Raw genomic sequence first — 22,309 nt, forward strand, 5'->3', positions numbered from 1 at the left:
TGGCCGTTCAACGCGTTCGACGACTTCTTCGCTCCGCTGGCAACCACCGATGGTGACGTGGCCTTCAAGATGAACGTCGAGGACGCGGGCGACAAGTACGTGGTCACCGCCGAGCTCCCTGGCGTCAAGAAGGACGAGGTCGACGTCGAGCTCAACGAGGGCAGGCTCTCCGTCAGCGTTGACAAGAAGGAGTCCGACGAGGAGAAGGGCAAGAACTACCTCCACAAGGAGACCGGCGAGTGGAGCGCCACGCGTGGCGTGTACCTTAAGGACGCCGCGACCGAGGGCCTAACCGCCAAGATGGACGGCGGCGTGCTCACGGTGAACGTCCCCAAGCAGTCCGAGAAGGCCAACGTCACCAAGGTCGCAATCGACTAGCTGACAACCAACAGACGGGCCGGCATCCATCCCTCGCCAAGGCCCTTAGAACGGCGCCCCGGTTTCGGCCGGGGCGCATTTTTGTGTCAAGGCAACTTGGGTCACGCCTAGATCGCATCTGCCCGCAGGGCCTCCACGATGTTCAGCGCGTGACTGCGCCGCAACGCATAGGCAACGGAGAGCCCCAACACCGCCACCACGCCCGCAATGGCTCCGGCCACATAGCCCCATGGCAGCTCGAACGAGACTCCCACGGCGGATCGCAGTGCCGCCCAGAAGAGCACAACCACGCCCACCGAGAAGACCAGGCCAATTCCAAGCCCGCGCAACGCGTAGCTTGCGCACTCGGCTACGAGCATGCGACGGAACCCCTTGGGTCCCAGGCCCACGCTCTGTAGCACGGCAAACTCGCGCGTGCGCAGGATGATGCTCGTGGAGAGCGTGTTGAACACGTTAGCAACGGCGATGAGCAGGCACACCACCGAGAAGATCGTCACAAGGAGCTTGAAGAGACCAACGATGGCCTCGGTCATCTCGTTTTGAGCCACGTTATTGTTGACGTATGCCGTGGCGTTGCCGCTGACCGTGGCGTTGGCAGCCGTTTCGAGGGCGTTGCCCGCGTCAAAGGGGTCGGCGTCCTCGGCAAGCGAGAACGGCACCACGATGCTTGTTGCCGAGAAGAGATTGGGGCGCGCCTCGAGAGCCGAGCGCGGCATGATGACGGGAAGTATCGAGGAAGACGTGAGGCCCGTGTTGGCGAGCTGGTCCGGAAGCGAGTCGAGCGTTCCCACAAAGGTGATGGTGCCAGAATCCACGGCCGCATCATCAATGCTGGTCTGCCGCTGCGACCCGCTCGCTCCGCCGTCCGAGTTCTCCCACGTCTGGACCAAGGCGCCACCGCCGGAGTCAAGGAGCAAAGTCGACTGCGCGTCGCGCAGCTCGTAGACGGTCGCGGTGGTAGGCGTGCCGTACGGGGCAACCGTCCTCACGCTGTTTGATTCCATCCATGCCAGCACGTTGAGCGCCAGCGCCGGCATGCTCGTGCCATCTGTCGTCGTGGCGCTGCCCGCTCCGGCCTCCTTGCAGAGCTCGGCCCAGGTGTTGTCATCCACAAACGAGACGAGCATGGGACCGGCGTACGAGCCGTTCTCGGCGGCGCCGCTATCGCCAGCGTAGTAGTCCGCGAGAAACGCGCGGCCGTCTGCAGAGACGCTGCCGGCGGGAAGGGTGACCTCGAGGGCGCCGTTCACGATAGCCGAGCCCGGGGTGAGGTCATCTACCTGCTCGGATATGGCCTGCGCATCTCGCATGAGACTCAGTGTCTCCGTGGACACGGTGCCCTGGTCGGCTTCCTGCCTGTTGTAGATGGTGAGCGAGATATCAGAGCGCCCAACGGCGCCGAGGTCGCTGCCAACATCCATGGCGCGCCCCATGTAGAGCGAGATGGCGCCGGATAGCACGATGAGGACAACCGAGAGCGCGAGCGACACCACGACGGTGCGGCCACGCGAGCTGGAGCGCGAGAGGTTCCTGCTTGCCAGAAGACCGGGAAGCCCGGCGATGCGCTCGAGCAGCGGCGCCCGCGGCGCCTTCCCGGTGGCCTGGGCCTTCTCGATTGCGCGCTCGGTCCGCTTGGAGAGCCTGATGTCTTGCTGCTGGCGAATGGCGTCGATCGCCGAGACCCTGCTCGCCCGCCACGCCGGTGCCCAGGCGCTGGCGAGAAGCACAAGGAATGACGCAGCGGCCATGCCTGCAACCACAGCCGGGCTTATCACCAGAGGAATGCCCTGGGCGGTCCCCGAGAGCGAACTGCGGAACATGGCGTCAAACGCCCGCGCCGAGCTGCTGAGCATTGCCGCGACCCCGGCCAGCCCGGCTGCGAGCCCCACCGGTATGCCCACAACGCCAATCGCCACAGCCTCCAAGAGCACCGTCCTTCTCAGCTGGCGCTTTGACGCGCCCAGCGAGGAGAGCAGGCCAAACTGACGCGTACGCTCGGCCACCGAGATTGAGAATGAGTTGCCAATCATCCCGATGGCTGCAACCACGATGACCCCACCAATCACGGCGACCATACCGCTCAGCGACTCCATGACGGTGCTCTCGTCGCTCGCCATGCCCTGGAGCGCCAGCAGCTGGCCGTGGAGGTAGTAGTCCTCCTCGCCAAAGATGGGGGCCGCCCAGCCCTTGAGCGCGTCCCGCGTGGAGAGGCCGCTCGTGCTTACCCACACGCGCGTGAGGACGGGGTTCGAGACGTCGTTTGGCGAGACGATCGCGGTGGCGCCGGCCTCCTCAAAGGCGGTGAAGTCGTTTCTCAGGAAGTGCTGGGGCACGTAGAAGCCCACCACGGTGAAGCTGCGTGTGGTCGTAGGCGTGCCGAGGGAGTCGCCGTCGACGAGCGTGGCGCCAAGCGGCAGCGTGACGGTGGACCCCAGCTCGATGGGGCCGTCGCTGGCGGCGCTGGCGCCCGAGCCGTCGTCTGCGAGCGTGACGCCGGAGAACGTGACGGGCAGCATGACCTCGCCCGGCGCCTCGGGCTCTCGGCCGGAGCGCACCGTGGGCATCACGGTGAGTCTGCGTGCCTGGTCTGCGCTGCCGCGCAGCACCCGTGGTGCGGTCTGGATGGCAAGCAGCGTGGTGCTTAGGTCCGCGTCGCTCGCATACGAGGCAAAGCCTGCCACCTGGGAATCCATGGCAGTCGCCACGTTGGTCTCTGTCGCCAGCCGGCCAAGGGCCGAGTCTGCCTCGGCCGGCTGGAGGCTGTCAAAAACCTGCCAGGAGCCCTCGGTCTCTATGGTGCGGCCGAGAAGGGCCGCGGCGACGCTCGTGGCGGTGGCCACCACGCCCGTGAGCAGGGCCGTTGAGAGGATTACGCCAATCACGGTGACCACGGTGCGCGTGCGGTTCTTGCGGAGCGACCGTAGGGTGTAGCTTGCGAAGACCCCCATCGCGCTCACCCCCTGCGCTCGTCTGAGACCACGTGGCCGTCCTCGATGGCAATCACGCGCTGGGCCATGAGGGCCACGTCCTCATCGTGCGTGATTACCACGAGGGTCTGGTGCAGGTCCTTGTTGGACGCACGCAGAAGCCGCATGATCTCGGCCGAGTTCTTGGAGTCGAGGTTGCCAGTGGGCTCGTCCGCAAGCACGATGGCGGGTGAGTTCATGAGTGCCCGGCCAATGGCAACGCGCTGCTGCTGGCCGCCGGAGAGCTGGTTGGGCAAGTGGTGCTCGAAGCCCCTAAGGCCAAGCGACGAGACAAGCGTGGCCAGGCGCTGCTCGTTCACCTTGCGGCCGTCCATGCGCACCGGAAGCGTGATGTTCTCCTCTACGTCCAGAACGGGGATGAGGTTGTAGAACTGGTACACCAGCCCCACCTCGCGGCGGCGGAAGACGGCGAGCTGCTCGTCCGAGCGCTTGTACACGTCCTCGCCGTTCATGCGCACCGTGCCCGAGGTGGGACGGTCGACGCCGCCCATGAGGTGCATGAGCGTTGACTTGCCAGAGCCGGATGAGCCCACGATGGCCACAAACTCGCCGGCCGCGATGGAAAGGCTCACGTCGTCAAGCGCCCGTACGGCGGCGGGCCCGGTTCCGTAGACCTTGGTGAGATGCTCGATGCTCAGGATGTCCATGGAGCTCCCCTCGATTGCCTGTGGTTGTGCCACCATGGTGCGCCCGCGCCCCCACGCGGCCATGACGCGCGCGTGACTAAACCGTCACCTTGGGAAAGACCAGGTCAAACCGCGCGCCTCCGGTGGGGCTCACGTTTGAGGCCGTGATCTGGGCGCCCTGGGCAACAAGCAGCGCCCGCGAGAGCGAGAGGCCAATCCCCACGCCGCTGGGGTTGCACACGTCCTCGTCGCGACGGGTTGCGTTGCCCGCGCCGTGGTAGAAGCGGTCAAATACGTGGGGCAGGTCCTTCTCGGCAATGCCTGGTCCGGTGTCCTCCACGCATATGCGGCAGGCCACGGTGTCCTCGCGGGCGCTAATGCGCACGGTGCCGCCGGCGGGTGTGTGCTCCACGCAGTTCTTGAGCACGTTGGCCAGCGCCTCGCGAGTCCAGGCGGCGTCGCCCATGAACGAGCAGCCGGGCTCCACACGCGCCTGGAAGGTCACGCCGGCGAGGTCCGCGGCCACGGCGAGCGGATCTTGCGCCGCCTTGGCCAGCGCGGCAACGTCGACGCGGCGACGCTCAAGACGCACCACGCCAGCGTCCAGGCGCGCGAGCTTGAGCAGTGACGAGACGAGCCACTGCAGCTGCTCGAGCATGCGTCCGCAGTCGCGCACGCGCTGGGAGTCCTCCGGCGTCGCGGCCGCCTTGCGCATGAGCTCAAGCTCGATGCCAAGCGATGTGAGCGGGGTTCTCAGCTGGTGGGAGATGTCGGCCAGGGCGTCGGCGAGCGCGTGCTTCTCGGCCTCAAGCTCCTCGTTGGCCACGACCAGGCGCGTCACGGTCTTGTCGAGCTGGCTGGCGAGAATGGCCAGCTCGCCCTCGCCCATGCCCCTGAAGCTCACGTTGCGCTCTCCGGAGAGCGCGCGGTCCAGGCGCTCGGAGAGCTGGGCGATGCGGCGGTAGCGCAGGGCGGTCGAGACGGCGAAAAGCGCAACGAGAACGATGCCGCACGCGGCGACCCATGCTGCCGCGGCTGGGCCAGCCTGCAGCCAGGCGCCGGCGCAGAGGGCTGCGGTCGTGGCGGCACCTATGCCGAGAAGGGCGATGAACCTGGGATCGCGGGGCATGGCGCTACTCCGCCGCGCGGTAGCCCATGCCGCGAACGGTACGGATGAGCTGCGGGTTTGCCGGATCGTCCTCGATCTTGTCGCGCAGGCGGCGAATGTATACCGAGAGGGTGTTCTCCTCCACATAGGCGCCGGAGTCCTCCCAGAGCGCCTCGCGCATCATGTCGCGCGTGACGATGCCGCCCGCCTTGCTTGCAAAGAGCAGCAGCAGGCGGTACTCGACGGCCGAGAGGTCCAGCTCTCTGCCGTCCTTGGTCGCGCGGGCGCGGGTGGGGTCCACGATGACGCTGCCCAGGTGCAGCAGGTGCTGCGTGGGCTGCGAGCGCCGCAGCACGGTGCGAATACGGGCGAGCAGCTCGCGCGGCCGGAAGGGCTTGGCAATGTAGTCGTCGGCGCCCATCGAGAGGCCGGCGACGGTGTTGAACTCGTCGTCCGAGGCGGTGAGAAAGATCACGGGCAGGTGCGGGCGGGCCTCCTTGAGCGCGCCGCACACGGCAAATCCGTTGCCCTGCTCCAGCGTGACGTCGAGAAGCACGAGGTCAAAGGGCTTCTCGACACGCGTGCCCAGGGATATGGCGCCGTCCTGGCTCGGCGTTGCCTCGACGCTGTAGCCCTCGGAGCGGAGGAGCTCCGTGAGCGTGCGAACTATGTCTGCGTTGTCCTCGACGAGCAGAATGCGCATGGCGCCTCCCCGGTTGTGCGGCGATCGCGTGGCATACGGTGCCCGTGCGTCACGCTACAACAACACTTACCACACCGAGAGCGGGGCATCCTGGGCAGAGACGCAAACGGTCAGGTGGCCGTCGGGCGTGCGCGCCTCGGTGAACGTCTCGTTGGCGGCCTCGGCACCCACGGCGGCGGCCAGGGTGCGCACGGCCACGCTGGGGCGGTTATTCTCGTGCGAGAGGTGCATGCCCACAATGACCTCGGTCTCGTTGGACACGAGGTCCTGCAGCGCGTCTGCGGCCTGGGCGTTGGAGAGGTGGCCCTGGGGGCCGTGGATGCGCTGCTTGAGGTAGCCGGGGTAGGGGCCGGTGGCGAGCATACGCTCGTCGTGGTTGGACTCGAGCGCAAGCACGCGGCAGCCGGTGAGCGCCTGGCCGGCCTCGTCGGTAAGCACGCCAGTGTCGGTGCAGTAGCCCAGGGCGTCCGTGAGTTCGCCGTTCTCGTCCGTGGTCGCAAAGCGGAAGCCCACCGGGTCTGCCACGTCGTGGCTGGTTGGGAAGACGGTCACGTGCATGCCGCACAGCTCGAGCGAGTCCGTGTGGCGAATGACCTCGAAAGGCAGCTGCGAGAGGCGCTCGCGCGCGGCGATGGTGCCGGCGGTCGCGAAGAGCGGGCCGTCAAAGTGGTTGGCAAAGACGGGCAGGCCAGAGACGTGGTCGGTGTGCTCGTGGGTGAGAAGGACCGCGCGGACGTCGTCCATGTTGACGCCCAGCTCGCTGGCGCGCGCCAGGAGCGTGCGACGGGCGATGCCGTCGTCGATGAGCACGCTGCCCGCGGGGCCCTCGACCACGGCGGCGTTGCCCTTTGAGCCCGATGCCAGGACGTGCAGGTGGATCTGTGGGGTCATGCGGGCGGTCCTTTCGTGGTTGGGGCGGTGCGATGGTGCGACGGACAGCGTAGCAGCCCCGCGCGACGGTATTGGCGCTCGGGCGGCGCCCTTCACGCGGGCGCCAAACCCGCCGGCGCCGCTGGCCCGCGCGCCGATGCCCCGGCCGATGCCGCTGGCCCGCGCGTCGCTGGCCCGGCCGATGCCCCGGCCGATGCCGCTGGCCCGCGCGCCGCTGGCCCGGCTCCCCTCCCTCAAAAGTGAACACGAAATCAATCGCGGCTTACGCTTTCCGAGAAACGCCCAGTTGCCGAGAAGCCCCGTGCTGCCTCGATTGAAATCGTGTTCACTTTTTAGCGACGAGAAGCGCTCGCTTGCCGCGCCACGACCTCCTGCCGCCTACCGCGACCGCCGCAGTCCGCGCCCACCGGCCCGCCGTTGCGCCCAAAAGCGCGCCAGCTCCATGCGGCATCGTCGCCGCAGCGTGGCGCGGCGACCTTCTCGCCATGTTCAGCTCGTCGCTACACGCGCGTTGCCGTCATCGCGCCGTCTCCAAATGCGATTTCGTAGTCCTCAATTACCGCCTCGGGTGGCTCAACCCGGGCGAGCTCCCGGCTCAGCTCTCGCCCGCGCCGCCCCGGGAGCAGCGACCAAATGAGCCGCTGGCGCTCGGCCGCAAGCCGCGGCCTGCTCAGCGCTCGCCTCTGCTTCGAAAAGTCCCGTTGGGCAGTGCGCTCGAGAAGCGACATGGCCTGCTGCATCACGCGGTCGATACCCCCGCGCTCGTAGAAGTCCTCCTTGGTCACGGGGAGCACCGAGAGACCCTGCACCAGCAGGTCCCGGTCGCGCCGCTTGTCGGCCACCACCGCTTCCCGCACCGAAGCAAGCGCAACGCTGTCGAGAAAACCTGCGCCCGCCGCCTCTGGGCCCGATTCCCCAAAGTGCGGCCCGCCATCATAGTTGAAACCAATTGTGGACCCGGCCACAAGTGAGTCTGGAACGCGGCTTGTCTTGTTCACAAGCGCAAGAATCTTCCCGTTGGCAACAAATCGCGGATTAAGCTGCAGCTCACCGAGCTCATATCCAAGCTCGTGTAGCGGCATGCGGGCAAGCCCATTGAGAAGCGCCTCCTGCGGAGACCATGCCTCATCCATGAGCCACTCTGCTACCCTGCGACTTTGCTCGAGTCCAGCAAGGTCGCGTGCAGCCAAGACATACGACCGAATCTTATCTGCGGTGGTTACAGGTTTGATTTCGTATGTGACCGTACCATCGCGTGGGTCGCATGCGTCGCGTGAGAAACGCCCGCACAGCTCGAGCCCCGCAAGCAGTTGCGCGGCAGGCGACATGATGGTTCCCAATTCAATGAAGAGCAGCTCGGGGCAGGGGATTCGGGTGCTGTCGTTCAGTTCGACGACGGGGCTTGCCGGCAACCCGCGCACGTAGACGGTGTTTCTCGCCGTTCGCGAGCGGATCCGCGCGCCCGGCCGCGGGACCATAACCTGCACGCGTTCGCGCACGCTGGACAGGCTGGTGCCCACGGATTCCAGGCACGCGCCGATCCGCCGCCGCGTCCAGTACCTGTGCGGCGCGACAACCGACGTCTCGAGGCGGTGGCGGTCGGCTGTGAGCGTGCGCCCCGAGCTCCTCCAAACGCGCAGAATGTGCAGCGCCGTAAGCTTGTTGAACGTGATTCTCATCCCAACCTCCTCGGACGACAAATTGCCGGCACTCCTCCCCACGCTGGCCGTGCGACGGTGAGTGCCGAGAGGTTACGCCATCTCCCGCCTCGGGAAGTGAACACGTTTTCAATCGGTGATTCCGGTACTTCGCAAAAGCCCAGTTGGCCGGCATGTTCCCGTGGCGGTGATTGAAAACGTGTTCGCTTTTTGGTGTCAGATTGGTGCAAGTACTTTTGGGTTCAGAGGCGCCGGTGGTGACGTTTGGGACGAGAAAAACGTTCGCTGAGGGGGACTTGGGGTCTTTTCGTGCAAGAAAGCGGTCAAGTTGCGGACGCCTGTTGGCCAGAATTTCTCGCCAGAGAGCCGATTTGGCGCAAGAAGATGACACTTTTTGAGCGCACGAGAAAACACATCAATTCGCCACACCTGTGCGCGACATCGCTGCCATTTCACGGGCCTTCCGTTCGGCGCCAGCCACCCGTACCGTAGCCGCCCCGCTCCCTGGTCGGCCGTCTCGCCGCCCAGCCAGCTCTCTGTCTGCCGGCCCCACCAAAAGTGAACACGTTTTCAATCCGGCTGCGTCGAGACTATCAGAATCCCAGTTGGCAACAAGTCCGTGCTCCTTGCGATTGAATTCGTGTTCACTTTTCAGGGCGGCCGGCATGGGCACAGTGTCCGCGGGGCCGTCGGGGTCACGCGGGGCCGTCGGGGTCACGCGGGGCCGTCGGGGTCGCGCGGGGGCGTCGGGGACTCGTGGGCTGCGATGGGGGACGAGAAGGGCCGGGCGCCGTGGGGCCCGCACGCGCGGCGTTTGCGGGCTCGGTCGTGCCCGGCGGGTTACGGGACGGTGGACGTAAGCTCGAGCGCGGCCTCCAGCGGGGTAGAATCGTGCGCGTAACCGCATCGACGCCCGCACGCCGGCGTCGCACGCACGCCCGCACGCCAGCGCCGCACGCACCCGAAGGGGGGGACCGCACATGCCAAGCGTTGCTCGTAGATACGGCTCGGGAGACGCCGGCTTCGGCAGTCCCTTCGAGCGCCCATCCCGCAGCACTGATGACGCCCTGCGCGCCCCCGTTATCCTCATGGTCTCCGGCGGCGCGGACTCAACGGCCCTCTTGGTGCTGGCGGCAACCTCCGCGCTGGACATCGAGGATGGCCGCGGCCGCGCACGCATCGCCCGCGAGCGTCTCCACGTGCTTCACGTGAACCATCGCCTGCGCGGCATCGACGCCGACGAGGACGAGGAGTTCGTTCGCGACCTCGCCGCCCGCTACGGCATCCCCTGCACCATCCGTCGCGTGGACGTGGCCGCGCTGGCAGCGGCGTCCCCGGACGGCAACGTGGAGAACGCCGGCCGAGAGGTGCGCTACAGCGAAGCCACCCGCCTGGCCAACGAGCTCTCGGCCCAGCTTGGCACGCCCCGCTCGGCTGCGCGCATCCTCACTGCCCACACGGCCAACGACCGCGCCGAGACCTTCGTGATGAACGCCATCCGCGGCACCGGCGCCTCGGGTCTCTCGTCCATCCCTCGCCGACGCAACCGCGTGGTTCGCCCGCTGCTCGACCGCACGCACGACGAGCTCTGCGAGTTCCTGCGCATGCGCGGCATCGTGTGGCGCGAGGACGACACAAACGCCGACACGCGCTACCTGCGCGCCTACGTGCGCCACGAAGTCATGCCGGTGCTTGAGCGGAGAAACCCGCGCGTGGTGGCAAGCCTCTCGACCACCTGCGACATCCTCTCGGACGAGGACGCGTACCTTACCGCCGTCGCCGCACGCACCCTGCGCGACCTCACGCGCCGCACGGGGGAGGGCGCCCTCGCGCTGGACGCCGCGCGCCTCTCTGCCTGCGAGGTCGCAATCGCTCGACGCGTGGTGCGCGCGGCCATCCTCGAGGTCTGCCCCGAGGCCCGTCTCGAGGCGCGCCACATCGCCCAGGTGCTCTCGCTCGTCGCGGCAGGCACCGGCTCGGCGTCCATCCCCATGGGCGCGGAGGCTCGCGTCGAGTACGGCCTGCTCTTCCTGCGTGCCCACGCGCCAAAGGCCGGCGACTTCGCCGGCTGGCTGGAGGTCCCCGGCGAGCTCCCGCTGGGCGATCCGCGCCCCGGTCGCGCTGCCGCGGTCCTCTCGGCGCGCCTGGTGCCGGCCCCCGCCAACGCGGACATCCCGGCGCTTGCGCTCTCCCACGGCCGCGAGTGGGCGGGGACCTCGGTCCTTCTCGACGCCTCTGCCTGCGGAATCGACCCCAACCTGGGCGGTCGGCTCTGGGTTGACTCCCCGCACGCGGGCGACGTTTTGTGCCCCCTGGGCATGCACGGCCAGTCCAAGAAGGTTTCGGACCTGCTCAACGAGGCCCGCATTCCCGCCGCCGAGCGCCCGCTCGTGCCCGTGGTGCGCACCTCGCCCACCGGCCCCGTGGTGTGGGTTGCGGGAATCAGGGCCGACGAGCGCGCTCGCTGCACGCCGCGCACCTCACACTTGCTAGAATTGAGTCTCCGAACAGCATAGACGGCGCGCAGGCCGAGAAGCGCGGCGGGCGCCCGTCGGGAGTGGAGGATCGCAATGGCAGAGATGCATCCGGACGTGGAGAGCGTTGTCCTGAGCGAGGAGGACATCCACCGGATCGTGTCCCGCATGGGGCGCCAGATCTCCGAGGACTACGCCGACAAGAACCCCCTCATCGTGGCCGTCCTGCGTGGGGCATTCGTCTTCACCGCAGACCTCATGCGCGCCATCACCGTGCCGTGCTCGGTGGACTTCATGGCCGTGAGCAGCTACGGCGACGGCGTCAAGAGCTCGGGCGTGGTGCGCATCGTGAAGGACCTCGACACCAAGGTCGAGGGACGCCACGTCATCGTGGCCGAGGACATTCTCGACTCCGGCCTTACCCTGTCCTACCTGGTAAAGCTCCTGCAGTCGAGAAAACCCGCGTCCATAGAGATTGCGGCCTTCTCGGTGAAGGACATCCCCAACCACACGCCGGCTGTCGCCCCGCGCTACGTGGGCGCGCACGTGCCCGACGCCTTTGTGGTGGGCTACGGCCTCGACTACGCCGAGCGCTATCGCAACCTGCCCTACGTGGGCATCCTCAAGCCCGAGGTGTACTCCAAATAACGCCCAAGGAACCAACCGCAAGGAGACGTTTTTCGTGTCAGACAACAATCCGCTCGACAAGCTCCCCACGCCGGGAGGTGACAACCGCGGACCGCAGAACCAGCGCAGCTTTCTGGTTACGCTGCTCATCATAGTGGCAATCGTGGCGTACCTGGCCTTCTCCACGGGTCAGAGCCCGCTTTCCTCCTCCGATTCCGTGGACACGCTGGCAACCAACGAGTTTGTGACCGCAGTCAAGGACGATCGCGTGCACTCGGTGACGTTCAAGACCTCGGACGGCAGCATCTCGGGTGACTACTGGGCGAATGAGGACGACAAGGGCGACAAGTCAAAGCTCCAGAAGTTCAAGAGCTACTACGTGGGCGCGGACTCCCTGGACGAGCTCATGGCCAAGCACGCCGAGACCTCGTTCACCATCGATACTTCTGACGGCAGCGCCTGGGAAACCATCCTGCTCTCCGTGGTGCCCACACTGCTCTTGGTAGGCGTCTTCGTGTACTACATGCGGCGCATGAGCGAGCAGAACGGCCGCACGATGGACTTCGCCAAGACCAAGGCGCAGACCACCGAGGAAGAACGGCCCAAGGTCAAGTTCTCCGACGTCGCCGGCATCGACGAGGCCGTGGAGGAGCTCAAGGAGGTTCGCGACTTCCTGCGTGAGCCCGAGCGTTACCAGAAGATGGGCGCCAAGATTCCCCACGGCGTGCTTCTGGTGGGTCCTCCGGGGACGGGCAAGACGCTGCTTGCCAAGGCCGTGGCTGGCGAGGCGGGCGTGCCGTTCTTCTCGATATCCGGCTCTGACTTCGTGGAGATGTTCGTGGGCGTGGGCGCGAGCCGCGTGCGCGACCTCTTCAAGCAGGCCAAGGCTGCAGCGCCCTGCATCATCTTCATCGACGAGATCGACGCCGTTGGCCGCCAGCGCGGCGCCGGCCTTGGCGGCGGCCACGACGAGCGCGAGCAGACCCTTAACCAGCTGCTGGTTGAGATGGACGGCTTCGAGGACAACTCGGCCGTCATTCTCATCGCCGCGACCAACCGCCCGGACATCCTTGATCCGGCCCTGCTGCGTCCCGGCCGCTTTGACCGCCGCGTGACCGTTGACCGCCCTGACGTTAAGGGGCGCGAGAAGATCCTGCGCGTGCATGCGCGCAACAAGCCCTTCGAGAGCACGGTGGACTTTGCCGCAATCGCCAAGATTACGCCCGGCTTCACCGGCGCGGACCTCTCCAACCTCATGAACGAGTCGGCCCTGCTCGCCGCGCGCAGGCACAAGGACAAGATCGGCCAGGACGAGGTCGAGGAGGCCATGGAGCGCGTCATTGCCGGCCCCGAGCGCAAGAGCCGCGTGATTACCGAGAAGGAGCGCCGCGTCATTGCGTTCCACGAGAGCGGCCACGCGCTTGTGGGCCACGTGCTCGAGAACTCGGACCCGGTGCACAAGATTTCGATCGTGAGCCGCGGCCAAGCCCTTGGCTACACCATGCAGATGCCCGAGGAGGACCACTTCCTCGAGACCCGCGACGGCATGCTCGACCAGATTGCCGTGCTGCTTGGCGGCCGCACGGCCGAGGAGCTGTTCTGCGACGATATCACCACCGGCGCGAGCAACGATCTTGAGCGCGCCACAAAGCTCGCCCGCGAGATGGTCACACGCTACGGCATGAGCGAGGAGCTGGGCACGCAGGTCTTTGGCGAGGCTCAGCACGAGGTCTTCCTGGGTCGCGACTACGCGCAGCACAACGACTACGCGGCCGAGACCGCCAAGCGCATTGACGACGAGGTCGAGCGCATCATGCGTGAGGCCCATGCCCGTGCCCGCGAGGTCCTGGAGGCCAGGCGTCCGCAGATGGAGACCATGGCCACGGTCCTGCTCCAGCGCGAGACCGTCGAGGGCGAGGCCGTGAACGCGCTGCTCGACGGCGCCTGGGACCAGTACCTGGCCGAGAACCCCGAGGCGATCGAGAAGCCCGCCGATGGCGCCGCGGCCCCCGATGCCGCTGCTGACGCCGCCGCGACTCCCGACGTCTCCGGCGCGTCCGACGACGCGCCCGCCGCCCCGGCGCAAGAACCCACAGAGAGGAACACCAATGTCGATTAACGAGCAGAACTACGCCTACGGGGCGTCAAAGTCGTCCATCCGCGAGATTGCCGCCTACGGCGCCGCGCGCAAGGCGCAGATTGGCGCCGAGAACGTCTTCGACTTCAGCCTGGGCAACCCCTCGATTCCCGCGCCGGATGCGGTCCGCGAGTCCATCGAGCGTTCGCTCCAGCTTCCGCCCACACAGCTCCACAGCTACACCCCGGCCTCTGGCCTGCCCTTCGTTCGCGAGAAGCTCGCCGCATCGCTCTGCCGTCGCCATGGCGAGAACACAGCGGCTGCCGGTGACCTCTACCTCACCTGCGGTGCGGCGGCGTCGCTCTCCATCAGCTTTCACGCGGTGGTCAACCCTGGCGACGAGGTCATTGTGATTGCCCCGTACTTCCCCGAGTACCGCGTATGGATCGAGACCGCCGGGGCCACATGCGTCGAGGTCATGGCAGACCCGGAGACCTTCCAGATTGACACCGAGGCCGTGCGTGCTGCCGTCACCCCGCATACGAAGGCCGTCGTGATCAACTCGCCCAACAACCCCGTGGGTTCGGTCTACTCGGCACAGAACCTTGCCGCGCTGGCAGACGTTCTGCACGAGCGCGAGGATGTCCTCGACACCGCCATCTACCTTGTGGCCGACGAGCCCTACCGCGAGATCTCCTACGGCGCGGAGGTTCCCTGGGTCCCGGCAATCTACGACCGCACGCTGGTGTGCTACTCGTACTCCAAGAGCCTCTCGCTTCCTGGGGAGCGCATAGGCTGGGTGCTCGTGCCGCCCACCAACCCCGACCACGACCGACTTGTTCCCGCCATCGCGGGCGCCGGCCGCTCGCTGGGCTTCGTCTGCGCGCCCGCGCTCTTCCAGCGCGTGATCGCCGACTGCTGCGACGTGCCCTCCGATGTTGATGCCTACGCGCGCAACCGCGAGGCGCTCACCCGCGGCCTCTCCGAGCTTGGCTACCACTACATCGAGCCGCAGGGTGCCTTCTACCTGTGGGTCAAGGCCCTCGAGCCCGACGCCAACGCGTTCTTCGAGCGCGCAAAGTCCCTCGAGCTCCTGCCCGTCCCGTCCGATAGCTTTGGCTGCACGGGTTGGGTGCGCATTGGCTACTGCGTGAGCTACGAGACCATCGTGAACTCCATGCCCGCATGGAAGAAGTTGGCCGAGAGCTACAAGTAAGTGTCTGTGGCGGGCGTACTCCCACACCGGGTGTGCGTCCGCCGCACATAAACCTGCCAGGAGGGGGCCGAGCATGACGTCTCGCACGTCTGGGAACACCTGTGGAGACTGCATCTTCTTTGGAGAACGCACGGGTATCGTGCGCACGCGCAACGTGTGCGAGCGCCCCGGCGAGAAGCTCCGTGCGGTCGAGAAGGACGCGGCGGCCTGTGACGCCTACCAGGCCTCGCCCCGGGCGTCGTTCGGCCTTGGCCAGCCGCGAGCGAACGCTGCTGGACCCGCCGCCGTCCCCGCACCGGCGGCCTCCGCACTCCGGCCAACCCCCGGCAGGCAGATCCTCTGCGACACTCACTGCCACACGCTCTTCTCGCGCCATGCGTACTCGACGCTCGAGGAGGATGTTCGTGCCGCTGCCGCCCAGGGCATGGAGCTTCTCGGCGTCACCGACCACTACTCAAGCATGCTGTTTTCTCAGCAGACCATCCAGGACTGGCAGTACTTTCTCAACCTGTGGGCCTGGCCACGCAGGTGGCACGGGGTGCGCCTGCTCCGCGGCTGCGAGGCAGACATCATCGACCTCGATGGCAACATCTTTGGCCACGACATCTTCTTTGACAAGGAAATCAATGGCAGTGCGTATCGCAAGCCCCACAGCCTCAAGAAGATGGCATTCGCGCAATGCGACTACGTGATTGCGAGCGTCCACAACAAGGACTTTACCGAGGGTGCCTCGCGTGAGCAGATTACCAGGATGTACCTGCGCGTTCTTGAGGATCCCAAGGTGCTTATCCTTGGCCACGTTGGTCGCACGGGGCTCGACTTTGACCTGGATACGGTGCTTGGTGCCGTCAAGGAGCACGGCAAGCTCATCGAGGTCAACGAGTCGAGTCTCATCGCGCAGAAGCGTGCGGGCTCCTACAAGCGGTGCCGCCAGATTGTCGAGCGTTGCGCCGAGCTGGGCGTGAGCGTCTCGTTTGGCTCGGACGCGCACGTCTCATCGCTTGTGGGCCATCACGAGGCCGTAGATGCCCTGCTTGACGAGGTGCACTTCCCCCAGGAGCTCGTCGCCTGCCGTGACGCCGCCACGTTTGCCGGCGTCGTCGAGTCCGTGATAGGTCCTATGGCGGAATAGGGGAGGCCTTCTCGCCACCGCGTTCGCCAGCACACGCGCTCTCCAAACGGGGTAAAGTTAGCCCAAACAGACTGAAACCCCCAATCGGCCGCAAGGCGCCCGCGTCCGGCGGCCTTCGCAAGGAGAGCAATGACACTCGATACGCTCGAGATTGGCAAGGACGCCGTCGTTCGCTCGGTAGACTGCGACGAGAAGTCCCTGCGTCAGCACATCTTTGATATGGGCCTCACGCCGGGCACCGAGGTCACTATGGTCAAGTACGCGCCCATGGGCGACCCGCTTGAGATTCGCCTGCGCGGCTACGAGCTCACCATCCGCGCGGCGGACGCAGCTCAGATCTCACTCGAGAACGTCCATGATGCGCACGAGAAGGTCCGCCTGCAGGTGGCATCTGGGGTGACGAGCCACCCGGCCATTGGCGAGAGCAAGCTGCGTCCCCGCGCTGCGGGAGGGGTGGTGCCCGCAGGCAAGCCCCTCTCGTTTGCGCTGGCAGGCAACCAGAACTGCGGCAAGACCACGCTCTTCAACCAGCTCACGGGCTCCAACCAGCACGTGGGCAACTTCCCTGGCGTCACCGTGGATCGCAAGGACGGCCAGATGCGCAGCCATCCAGAGGCTACGGTCACAGACCTGCCGGGCATCTACTCGCTCTCGCCCTACACGGGCGAGGAGGTCGTGAGCCGCCAGTTCATCATCGACTCCAAGCCCGATGCGATCATCGACATTGTTGACGCTACCAACATCGAGCGCAACCTTTACCTCACCACGCAGCTCATGGAGCTGGACGTTCCCATGGTTATCGCACTCAACATGATGGATGAGGTCACTGAGAACGGCGGCTCCGTGGACGTGAACGCCCTTGAGTCCTTCCTGGGCGTTCCGGTGGTGCCCATCTCGGCCGCCAAGGACGAGGGCGTGGACGAGCTGGTGGAGCATGCCATCCACGTGGCCCGCTACCGCGAGCGCCCGGGCCGCATCGACTTCTGCCGTCCGGACGGCCCCGACGGCGGCGCGGTCCACCGCTGCATCCACGGCATTGGCGAGCTTGTCTCCGATCACGCCGAGCGCGCTGGCCTGCCCGACCGCTACGCCGCGACCAAGCTCATTGAGGGCGACGAGCTGGTCATAAAGGCGCTTGGCCTCGAGAAGAACGAGCTGGATGCCGTGGAGCACATCATCTCCCAGATGGAGGAGGAGTCCGGCTCCGACCGCCTTGCGGCTCTCGCCGACATGCGCTTCTCGTTCATCGAGGCCATCTGCGCCCGCTGCGTCAAGAAGCCCCAGGAGAGCCGCGAGCACGAGCGCTCTGCCCGCATCGACCGTGTGCTTACGGGGCGCTTCACGGCCATTCCGTGCTTCATTGGCATCATGATCGTGGTGTTCTGGCTTACGTTCGACCTCATTGGCGGCAACCTCTCGGATCTCATGGCCACGGGCGTGAGTGCCGCCTCAGACGCCATCGACTCCGCGCTCACCGCAGCCGACGTGAACCCCGTGATTCACTCGCTGGTCATCGATGGCGTCATGGCCGGCGTGGGGACGGTCATCTCGTTTTTGCCCATCATCGTGACGCTGTTCATCCTGCTGTCGATCCTCGAGGACTCCGGTTACATGGCCCGCGTTGCCTTTGTGATGGACAAGCTGCTAAGAAAGATCGGCCTTTCGGGCAGGAGCTTTGTGCCAATGCTCGTGGGCTTTGGCTGCTCGGTGCCTGCCATCATGGCCACGCGCACCCTGCCCTCCGAGCACGACCGCAAGATGACCATCATGCTCACGCCGTTCATGAGCTGCTCGGCCAAGCTGCCCGTCTACACGCTGTTGTGCGCCGCGTTCTTCGCCAAGGCCGCGCCGCTCGTGATGGTCTCGCTCTACGTGATCGGCATGGTCGTGGGCGTGCTGGTGGCGCTGGCCCTGAAGCACACGGCGTTCAAGGGCGAGCCGGTGCCGTTTGTGATGGAGCTCCCGAACTATCGCATGCCCAGCGCCGCGACGACCATGCGCCTGGCGTGGGACAAGGCCAAGGACTTTCTCAGCAGGGCGTTCACGATCATCTTCCTGGCGAGCGTGGTCATCTGGTTCCTGCAGACCTTCGACGTGCGTCTCAACATGGTGGCCGACCAGTCGCAGAGCCTGCTGGCCATCTTGGGCTCTGCCATCTCGCCGATCTTTGCGCCCCTGGGCTTTGCCGACTGGCGCGCCTCCACGGCCCTTGTGACCGGCTTTGCCGCCAAGGAGTCCGTTGTGGCCACGCTCACCGTGCTCGTGGGCGACACGCCGGCAGCGCTGGCCGCGGTCTTCACGCCGTTCACGGCCTTCGTGTTCCTGGTGTTCGTGCTGCTCTACACGCCGTGCGTGGCGGCTATCACTGCGGTGTGCAACGAGCTCAACGGCCGCTACGCGCTTGGGGTGGTGCTGCTCCAGTGTGGCGTGGCGTGGGTGGTCGCGTTCATCGTGCACGCCATCGGGACGATGCTCGGCCTGGCGTAGGGGGCGGGGGCTGGCGCGACATCGCCAGATCCTGCCCTACAGCTCCAGCTCGAGCTCGATGGGGCAGTGGTCCGATCCGTACACGTCGTCGAGGATTGCCGTGCCGGTCACCTTGGGCATGAGCTGCGGGGAAACCAGGAAGTAGTCGATGCGCCAGCCGATGCCCCGCTCGCGGGCGCGCATGCGGTAGCTCCACCAGCTGTACGCGCCGGCAAGGTCGGGGTGGCGCTCGCGGAACGTGTCAACGAGCCCGCTCTCGAGCAGCTTGGTGAAGCTCTCGCGCTCCTCGTCCGAGAAGCCTGCGTTCTCGTGGTTGTCGTCCGGGCGCGCAAGGTCGATCTCCTCGTGCGCCACGTTGAAGTCACCGCAGGTCACAACGGGCTTGTCCTGGGCAAGCCCGGCGAGAAAGTCGCGGTAGCGCTCGTCCCACACCATGCGCTCGTCCAGACGGGCGAGGCCGTTCTTGGAGTTGGGCGTGTACACGTCGACAAACCACAGGTCGGAGAACTCGAGCGCGCACACGCGACCCTCGTCGTCCGCTACGGGCGAGCCTATCGTGCGGATCACCTGCAGCGGCTCCTCGCGGGTGAACACGGCCGTGCCCGAGTAGCCCTTGCGCTCGGCGTAGCTCCAGTACTGATGGTAGCCGGGAAGGTCCAGCTCTACCTGGCCCTCCTGCAGCTTGGTCTCCTGGAGGGCAAAGACGTCCGCGCCAATCGTGTCGAAGATCTGGGTGAAGCTCGGCGCCTTCTTGAGCACGGCGCGCAGGCCGTTGACGTTCCACGAAACAAAGCGCAGGCTGCGGGTGGTGTCTGCCATGATGGATCCCTCTTTTTCAATGCGCGTGGCGCGTGACCGCGCGGGGCTGTCTGTTAGCGTAAATGCTTCTCAGAGCGTAGCACATATGGGCGAGGCCACCGATGCTGCGCGACCTGCTATGCTGTATGGCAAGTACAACATGGAGGTGGCGTATGCCAGACAACACAGCGTCAGTGCAGGTCAACGCCCCTATGGACGAGCTGCTGCTCGAGGATGAGTTGCTCGCGCTTGTCGGCGCGGAGGATGCTTAGCATCACCGGTCCACCCGCTATCCCCGCAGCCACTCCATCATGCGCGGGAAGTCCCTCTCGGCCTGCTCGTGCCCCATGGCGTAGGACGCCTCGAGCTTGGGCTTGTCGATGGTGGTGGAGCGCACGGGCATCACGTCGGGCCTAAAGACCCACGCGCGGCCCTCGCGCTCCAGGCTCTCCAGGTGGTCCATCGCGTCGTTGTAGCGCTCCCAGCGCGTGGCGAGCGCGGCCTCCACGGCCTCGTTGCCGTGCGAGATGGCGTGGTAGAGCCGCAGCTCCCGGTTGGTGGGAGCTGCCTTTCGATACCCCGCCGGCCTTGTGCACACCATGACCAGACGCTCGAAGCCCGCGTCCTCGGCCATGTGCGTGGGGAGCCCCGCGCCTTCGCCCAGGCCGCCGTCGTACATCACGTGGCCGTCCACCTCTATGGGCTTCATGACGCCGGGGAGGGTCGAGCTTGCGCGCACGTGTTCCATCATGGGGATTGCCGCGCCCATGACGGACTTGTCCCACACCACGGACTTGCCGGTGTCGGCCTGGAAGCTCTGGATTGCCAGACGAGCCGGATTCGCCGAGAAGGTCCTAAAGTCGAAGGGCATGTAGCCGTCTAGTGCCGCGCCCACGTAGTCGTAGTCCGCGTTGAAGTAGCCGTGCCCCGTGAGCAGCGAGCGCACGCCGCCTGCCTTGGGGCGCTGGTCGGCAAGCGCGATGAAGGCGTCGCGCACGCGAGTCTGGTCCCGGCTCAGGTAGTCGACCGTATGGCTGGCGCCCGCCGAGATGCCGCACACAAAGTCGAAGTACATGCCGTTCTCGAGCAGGACGTTGGCAAACCCCGCCGTGTAGCTTGCGCGATAGCCGCCCCCTTCGAAGCACAGCGCGCAGTCGAAGACGTTACTCTCAAGCTCCATGAAGGGCCTCCCAACGGACGTTCTATCGTTTGGGATTATAGGGGAGCTCCGGTCCCGGCGCGTGCTGGCTTCGACGTGCACCGGTCCCGGCGCGTCTCAGCCGCAGGGCGAGAAGACCCTCGTCCTACTCGCCAAACAGGAACTCGCGCCAGCGAGGCAGCTCCTCGATGCCCTGCTCGTGCCCAAGGAGGTAGGCGTGCTCAAGCTCCTTGACGTCGCGCGTGGTGCGCGAGACGGGCATCTCGCGCGGTCTCACCACCAGCGCACGGCCGGACTCCTCGAGCTCGGCCAGGTGGTCAAGCTCCTCGTTGTAGCGCTCGGGCCGCGTGAGCATGGCGTTTCTCGCGTAGGGATGATCCTTCATCACGCGGATGATGCCGCGCCGCTTGACGGCGGTGAGTTCGCCCTTGCGATACCCTGCGGGGCGAGAGGTGATCACGAAGAGCTTCCCGAGGCCGTCGTCCTCAGCGATGTGGTTGGGGAGCCCCGCACCCTCGCCGAGGGAGCCGTCGAGCATGACCTGGCCGTCGACCTCGATGGGGTTCATGATGCCGGGCATGGTCGAGCTTGCGCGCACGCACGCCATGAGCTGCTCAAGCGTCTGCATGTGGTCGCGCCCCCACACGACGGTGCGTCCGGTGTCGCGCTGGAACGCCTGGATGCGCACGCGAGCCGGGTTGGCCTGGAAGGTCTCCCAGTCGAAGGGCATCGAGCCGTCCTCGATGCATCCCAGGTAGTCATAGTCGGCGTTGAAGAAGCCATGCTTGTGGAGGAATGACCTCACGCCGCCCATCTGTGGGTTTGCCGCAAAGTCCACGAACGAGCGCTTGGTGCGCGTCATGTCGCGCGAGACGTAGTTGGTGGCGACGATTGCCCCGGCGGAGATGCCGCAGACGTAGTCGAAGTAGATGCCTTGTTCGAGAAGGACGTTCACCAGGCCCGAGACGTAGCTTGCGCGCATGGCACCGCCCTCGATGACCAGGGCGACGTCGTGGACGTTGTTCTCGAGGGGCGCGAGCGGGGCAGCGGGCTCCGGCGTCGTCTCATTTACCTCTGCGGAATTGCTTGTGGGCTGGGTGGCCTGGGGCTTCTCGTCCATGCGCTCGGTGTGATCCTCCTCGCGCTGGGGCTGGTCGGTCATGGAAACCACTCCTCTCGGTGCTAGCATCGGAACTATTCTTCTACCCATTCGTCGAGGGGGTACGCATGGCTGGTACGCGGGTGGTCTCGGACGCGTCGGAGGCGGCGCAGGAACTTGCCGAGAGAATCGGACGTGCCAAGAGCGTCGTGTTCTTTGGCGGCGCGGGGGTCTCGACGGCGAGCGGCATCCCGGACTTCCGGAGCGAGGACGGCCTCTATCATCAGAAGTTCAAGTATCCGCCCGAGGAGATGCTGAGCCACGAGTTCTATCTCACCCACACCGAGGAGTTCTTCGACTTCTACCGCACGCGCATGATCGCCCTGGACGCCAAGCCCAACCAGGCCCACCACAAGCTTGCCGAGCTCGAGCGCGAGGGCAAGCTCACCGCTGTGGTCACCCAAAACATCGACGGCCTGCACCAGGCGGCGGGCTCGAGGCGCGTCTTTGAGCTTCACGGCTCGGTGCACCGCAACGTGTGCCAGCGCTGCGGGCACGTGTACTCGGCCGAGTGGATCATGGGTGCCACGGGCGTGCCGCGCTGCGAGGAGTGCGGTGGCCGCATCAAGCCGGACGTCGTTCTTTATGGAGAGTCCTTGGACGAGAAGGCCCTCGTGGGCGCGGCCGAGGCCATCCAGTCCTGCGATATGCTCATCGTGGGCGGCACCTCGCTCGTGGTGTATCCCGCGGCAGGCCTCGTGCAGCACTTCCAGGGCGACGACCTCGTAATCGTCAACAAGCAACCGACCCCGCAGGACGGTGCCGCCAACCTGGTGTGCGCCTGCGGCATCGCGAAGGCGTTCGACTTCTAGGGGTGGGATGCCCCTTG

Annotated in this window: 17 protein-coding genes; 8 read left to right on the forward strand and 9 right to left on the reverse strand. The window is 66.2% G+C overall.

The genetic code is table 11. The features are described from left to right. A partial coding sequence (locus BMX94_RS09375; protein ID WP_143052311.1) for an Hsp20/alpha crystallin family protein occupies nucleotides 1–378 on the forward strand: 378 nt, incomplete at its 5' end. A gap of 107 nt (nucleotides 379–485) precedes the next feature. Here the strand turns inward: BMX94_RS09375 and BMX94_RS09380 are convergent. The 6 genes from BMX94_RS09380 to BMX94_RS09405 all read right to left on the reverse strand — a co-directional run bounded on the left by BMX94_RS09380 (nucleotide 486) and on the right by BMX94_RS09405 (nucleotide 8,372). Continuing rightward, on the reverse strand, nucleotides 486–3,326 hold the full coding sequence (locus BMX94_RS09380) for an ABC transporter permease (RefSeq protein WP_091005883.1): 2,841 nt from the start codon (nucleotides 3,324–3,326) through the stop codon (nucleotides 486–488). A 5-nt stretch (nucleotides 3,327–3,331) separates the two neighbouring features. Then, entirely contained in the window at nucleotides 3,332–4,012 is a 681-nt protein-coding gene (locus BMX94_RS09385; protein ID WP_091005885.1) for an ABC transporter ATP-binding protein, read from the reverse strand. Between the two features lie 76 nt (nucleotides 4,013–4,088). Further along, on the reverse strand, nucleotides 4,089–5,120 hold the full coding sequence (locus tag BMX94_RS09390; RefSeq protein ID WP_091005887.1) for a sensor histidine kinase: 1,032 nt from the start codon (nucleotides 5,118–5,120) through the stop codon (nucleotides 4,089–4,091). Between the two features lie 4 nt (nucleotides 5,121–5,124). Next, the gene (locus tag BMX94_RS09395) at nucleotides 5,125–5,802 is read right to left on the reverse strand and encodes a response regulator transcription factor (protein WP_091005889.1); all 678 of its coding nucleotides are present in this window, start codon (nucleotides 5,800–5,802) and stop codon (nucleotides 5,125–5,127) included. Nucleotides 5,803–5,868: 66 nt separating this feature from the next. Then, nucleotides 5,869–6,693 carry an MBL fold metallo-hydrolase gene (locus tag BMX94_RS09400; protein ID WP_091005891.1) on the reverse strand — a complete coding sequence of 275 codons (825 nt, stop codon included), beginning with the start codon at nucleotides 6,691–6,693 and terminating at the stop codon, nucleotides 5,869–5,871. Nucleotides 6,694–7,193: 500 nt separating this feature from the next. Beyond that, nucleotides 7,194–8,372, reverse strand: coding sequence for a hypothetical protein (locus BMX94_RS09405; protein WP_091005892.1), 1,179 nt, complete (start codon nucleotides 8,370–8,372; stop codon nucleotides 7,194–7,196). A gap of 959 nt (nucleotides 8,373–9,331) precedes the next feature. On the opposite strand from BMX94_RS09405, the gene tilS reads away from it, so the two are divergent. From tilS to feoB, 6 genes are all read left to right on the forward strand, one after another. Continuing rightward, the gene (gene tilS, locus BMX94_RS09410; protein WP_091005894.1) at nucleotides 9,332–10,867 is read left to right on the forward strand and encodes a tRNA lysidine(34) synthetase TilS; all 1,536 of its coding nucleotides are present in this window, start codon (nucleotides 9,332–9,334) and stop codon (nucleotides 10,865–10,867) included. A gap of 54 nt (nucleotides 10,868–10,921) precedes the next feature. Beyond that, the gene (hpt, locus tag BMX94_RS09415) at nucleotides 10,922–11,473 is read left to right on the forward strand and encodes a hypoxanthine phosphoribosyltransferase (protein WP_091005895.1); all 552 of its coding nucleotides are present in this window, start codon (nucleotides 10,922–10,924) and stop codon (nucleotides 11,471–11,473) included. Nucleotides 11,474–11,507: 34 nt separating this feature from the next. Continuing rightward, nucleotides 11,508–13,571, forward strand: a complete 2,064-nt coding sequence (gene ftsH / locus BMX94_RS09420) for an ATP-dependent zinc metalloprotease FtsH (RefSeq protein WP_091005897.1) — start codon at nucleotides 11,508–11,510, stop codon at nucleotides 13,569–13,571. Further along, on the forward strand, nucleotides 13,561–14,745 hold the full coding sequence (locus BMX94_RS09425; protein ID WP_091005899.1) for a pyridoxal phosphate-dependent aminotransferase: 1,185 nt from the start codon (nucleotides 13,561–13,563) through the stop codon (nucleotides 14,743–14,745). The genes ftsH and BMX94_RS09425 overlap by 11 nt, the downstream gene beginning before the upstream one ends. Before the next feature lie 73 nt (nucleotides 14,746–14,818). Next, a complete protein-coding gene (locus BMX94_RS09430; RefSeq protein ID WP_286160080.1) occupies nucleotides 14,819–15,877 on the forward strand; it encodes a phosphatase in 1,059 nt (352 codons plus the stop codon). Nucleotides 15,878–16,006: 129 nt separating this feature from the next. Then, nucleotides 16,007–18,364 (forward strand): ferrous iron transport protein B, encoded by a 2,358-nt coding sequence (gene feoB, locus BMX94_RS09435; protein ID WP_091005900.1) that lies wholly within the window; start codon nucleotides 16,007–16,009, stop codon nucleotides 18,362–18,364. Nucleotides 18,365–18,400: 36 nt separating this feature from the next. Here feoB and BMX94_RS09440 read toward each other — a convergent pair whose 3' ends face one another. The 3 genes from BMX94_RS09440 to BMX94_RS09450 form a co-directional block, all read right to left on the reverse strand. After that, on the reverse strand, nucleotides 18,401–19,183 hold the full coding sequence (locus tag BMX94_RS09440; RefSeq protein WP_091005902.1) for an exodeoxyribonuclease III: 783 nt from the start codon (nucleotides 19,181–19,183) through the stop codon (nucleotides 18,401–18,403). A gap of 268 nt (nucleotides 19,184–19,451) precedes the next feature. Then, nucleotides 19,452–20,342: a patatin-like phospholipase family protein gene (locus BMX94_RS09445; RefSeq protein WP_091005903.1), complete on the reverse strand. Its 891-nt coding sequence runs from the start codon at nucleotides 20,340–20,342 to the stop codon at nucleotides 19,452–19,454. A 124-nt stretch (nucleotides 20,343–20,466) separates the two neighbouring features. Continuing rightward, on the reverse strand, nucleotides 20,467–21,483 hold the full coding sequence (locus BMX94_RS09450; RefSeq protein WP_286160081.1) for a patatin-like phospholipase family protein: 1,017 nt from the start codon (nucleotides 21,481–21,483) through the stop codon (nucleotides 20,467–20,469). 65 nt (nucleotides 21,484–21,548) lie between these two features. On the opposite strand from BMX94_RS09450, the gene BMX94_RS09455 reads away from it, so the two are divergent. After that, nucleotides 21,549–22,292, forward strand: coding sequence for an NAD-dependent protein deacylase (locus BMX94_RS09455; protein WP_091005905.1), 744 nt, complete (start codon nucleotides 21,549–21,551; stop codon nucleotides 22,290–22,292). Nucleotides 22,293–22,309: the final 17 nt, after the last annotated feature.

The sequence above is a fragment of the Olsenella sp. KH3B4 genome, from assembly GCA_900111695.1.
Classification (GTDB): Bacteria; Actinomycetota; Coriobacteriia; order Coriobacteriales; family Atopobiaceae; genus Tractidigestivibacter.

Coding starts and splice junctions, on each gene's coding strand:
- BMX94_RS09380 (WP_091005883.1), bottom strand. CDS start 3,326: ATGGGGGTCTTCGCAAGCTACACCCTACGGTCGCTCCGCAAGAACCGC.
- BMX94_RS09385 (WP_091005885.1), bottom strand. CDS start 4,012: ATGGACATCCTGAGCATCGAGCATCTCACCAAGGTCTACGGAACCGGG.
- BMX94_RS09390 (WP_091005887.1), bottom strand. CDS start 5,120: ATGCCCCGCGATCCCAGGTTCATCGCCCTTCTCGGCATAGGTGCCGCC.
- BMX94_RS09395 (WP_091005889.1), bottom strand. CDS start 5,802: ATGCGCATTCTGCTCGTCGAGGACAACGCAGACATAGTTCGCACGCTC.
- BMX94_RS09400 (WP_091005891.1), bottom strand. CDS start 6,693: ATGACCCCACAGATCCACCTGCACGTCCTGGCATCGGGCTCAAAGGGC.
- BMX94_RS09405 (WP_091005892.1), bottom strand. CDS start 8,372: ATGAGAATCACGTTCAACAAGCTTACGGCGCTGCACATTCTGCGCGTT.
- tilS (WP_091005894.1), top strand. CDS start 9,332: ATGCCAAGCGTTGCTCGTAGATACGGCTCGGGAGACGCCGGCTTCGGC.
- hpt (WP_091005895.1), top strand. CDS start 10,922: ATGGCAGAGATGCATCCGGACGTGGAGAGCGTTGTCCTGAGCGAGGAG.
- BMX94_RS09425 (WP_091005899.1), top strand. CDS start 13,561: ATGTCGATTAACGAGCAGAACTACGCCTACGGGGCGTCAAAGTCGTCC.
- BMX94_RS09430 (WP_286160080.1), top strand. CDS start 14,819: ATGACGTCTCGCACGTCTGGGAACACCTGTGGAGACTGCATCTTCTTT.
- feoB (WP_091005900.1), top strand. CDS start 16,007: ATGACACTCGATACGCTCGAGATTGGCAAGGACGCCGTCGTTCGCTCG.
- BMX94_RS09440 (WP_091005902.1), bottom strand. CDS start 19,183: ATGGCAGACACCACCCGCAGCCTGCGCTTTGTTTCGTGGAACGTCAAC.
- BMX94_RS09445 (WP_091005903.1), bottom strand. CDS start 20,342: ATGGAGCTTGAGAGTAACGTCTTCGACTGCGCGCTGTGCTTCGAAGGG.
- BMX94_RS09450 (WP_286160081.1), bottom strand. CDS start 21,483: ATGACCGACCAGCCCCAGCGCGAGGAGGATCACACCGAGCGCATGGAC.
- BMX94_RS09455 (WP_091005905.1), top strand. CDS start 21,549: ATGGCTGGTACGCGGGTGGTCTCGGACGCGTCGGAGGCGGCGCAGGAA.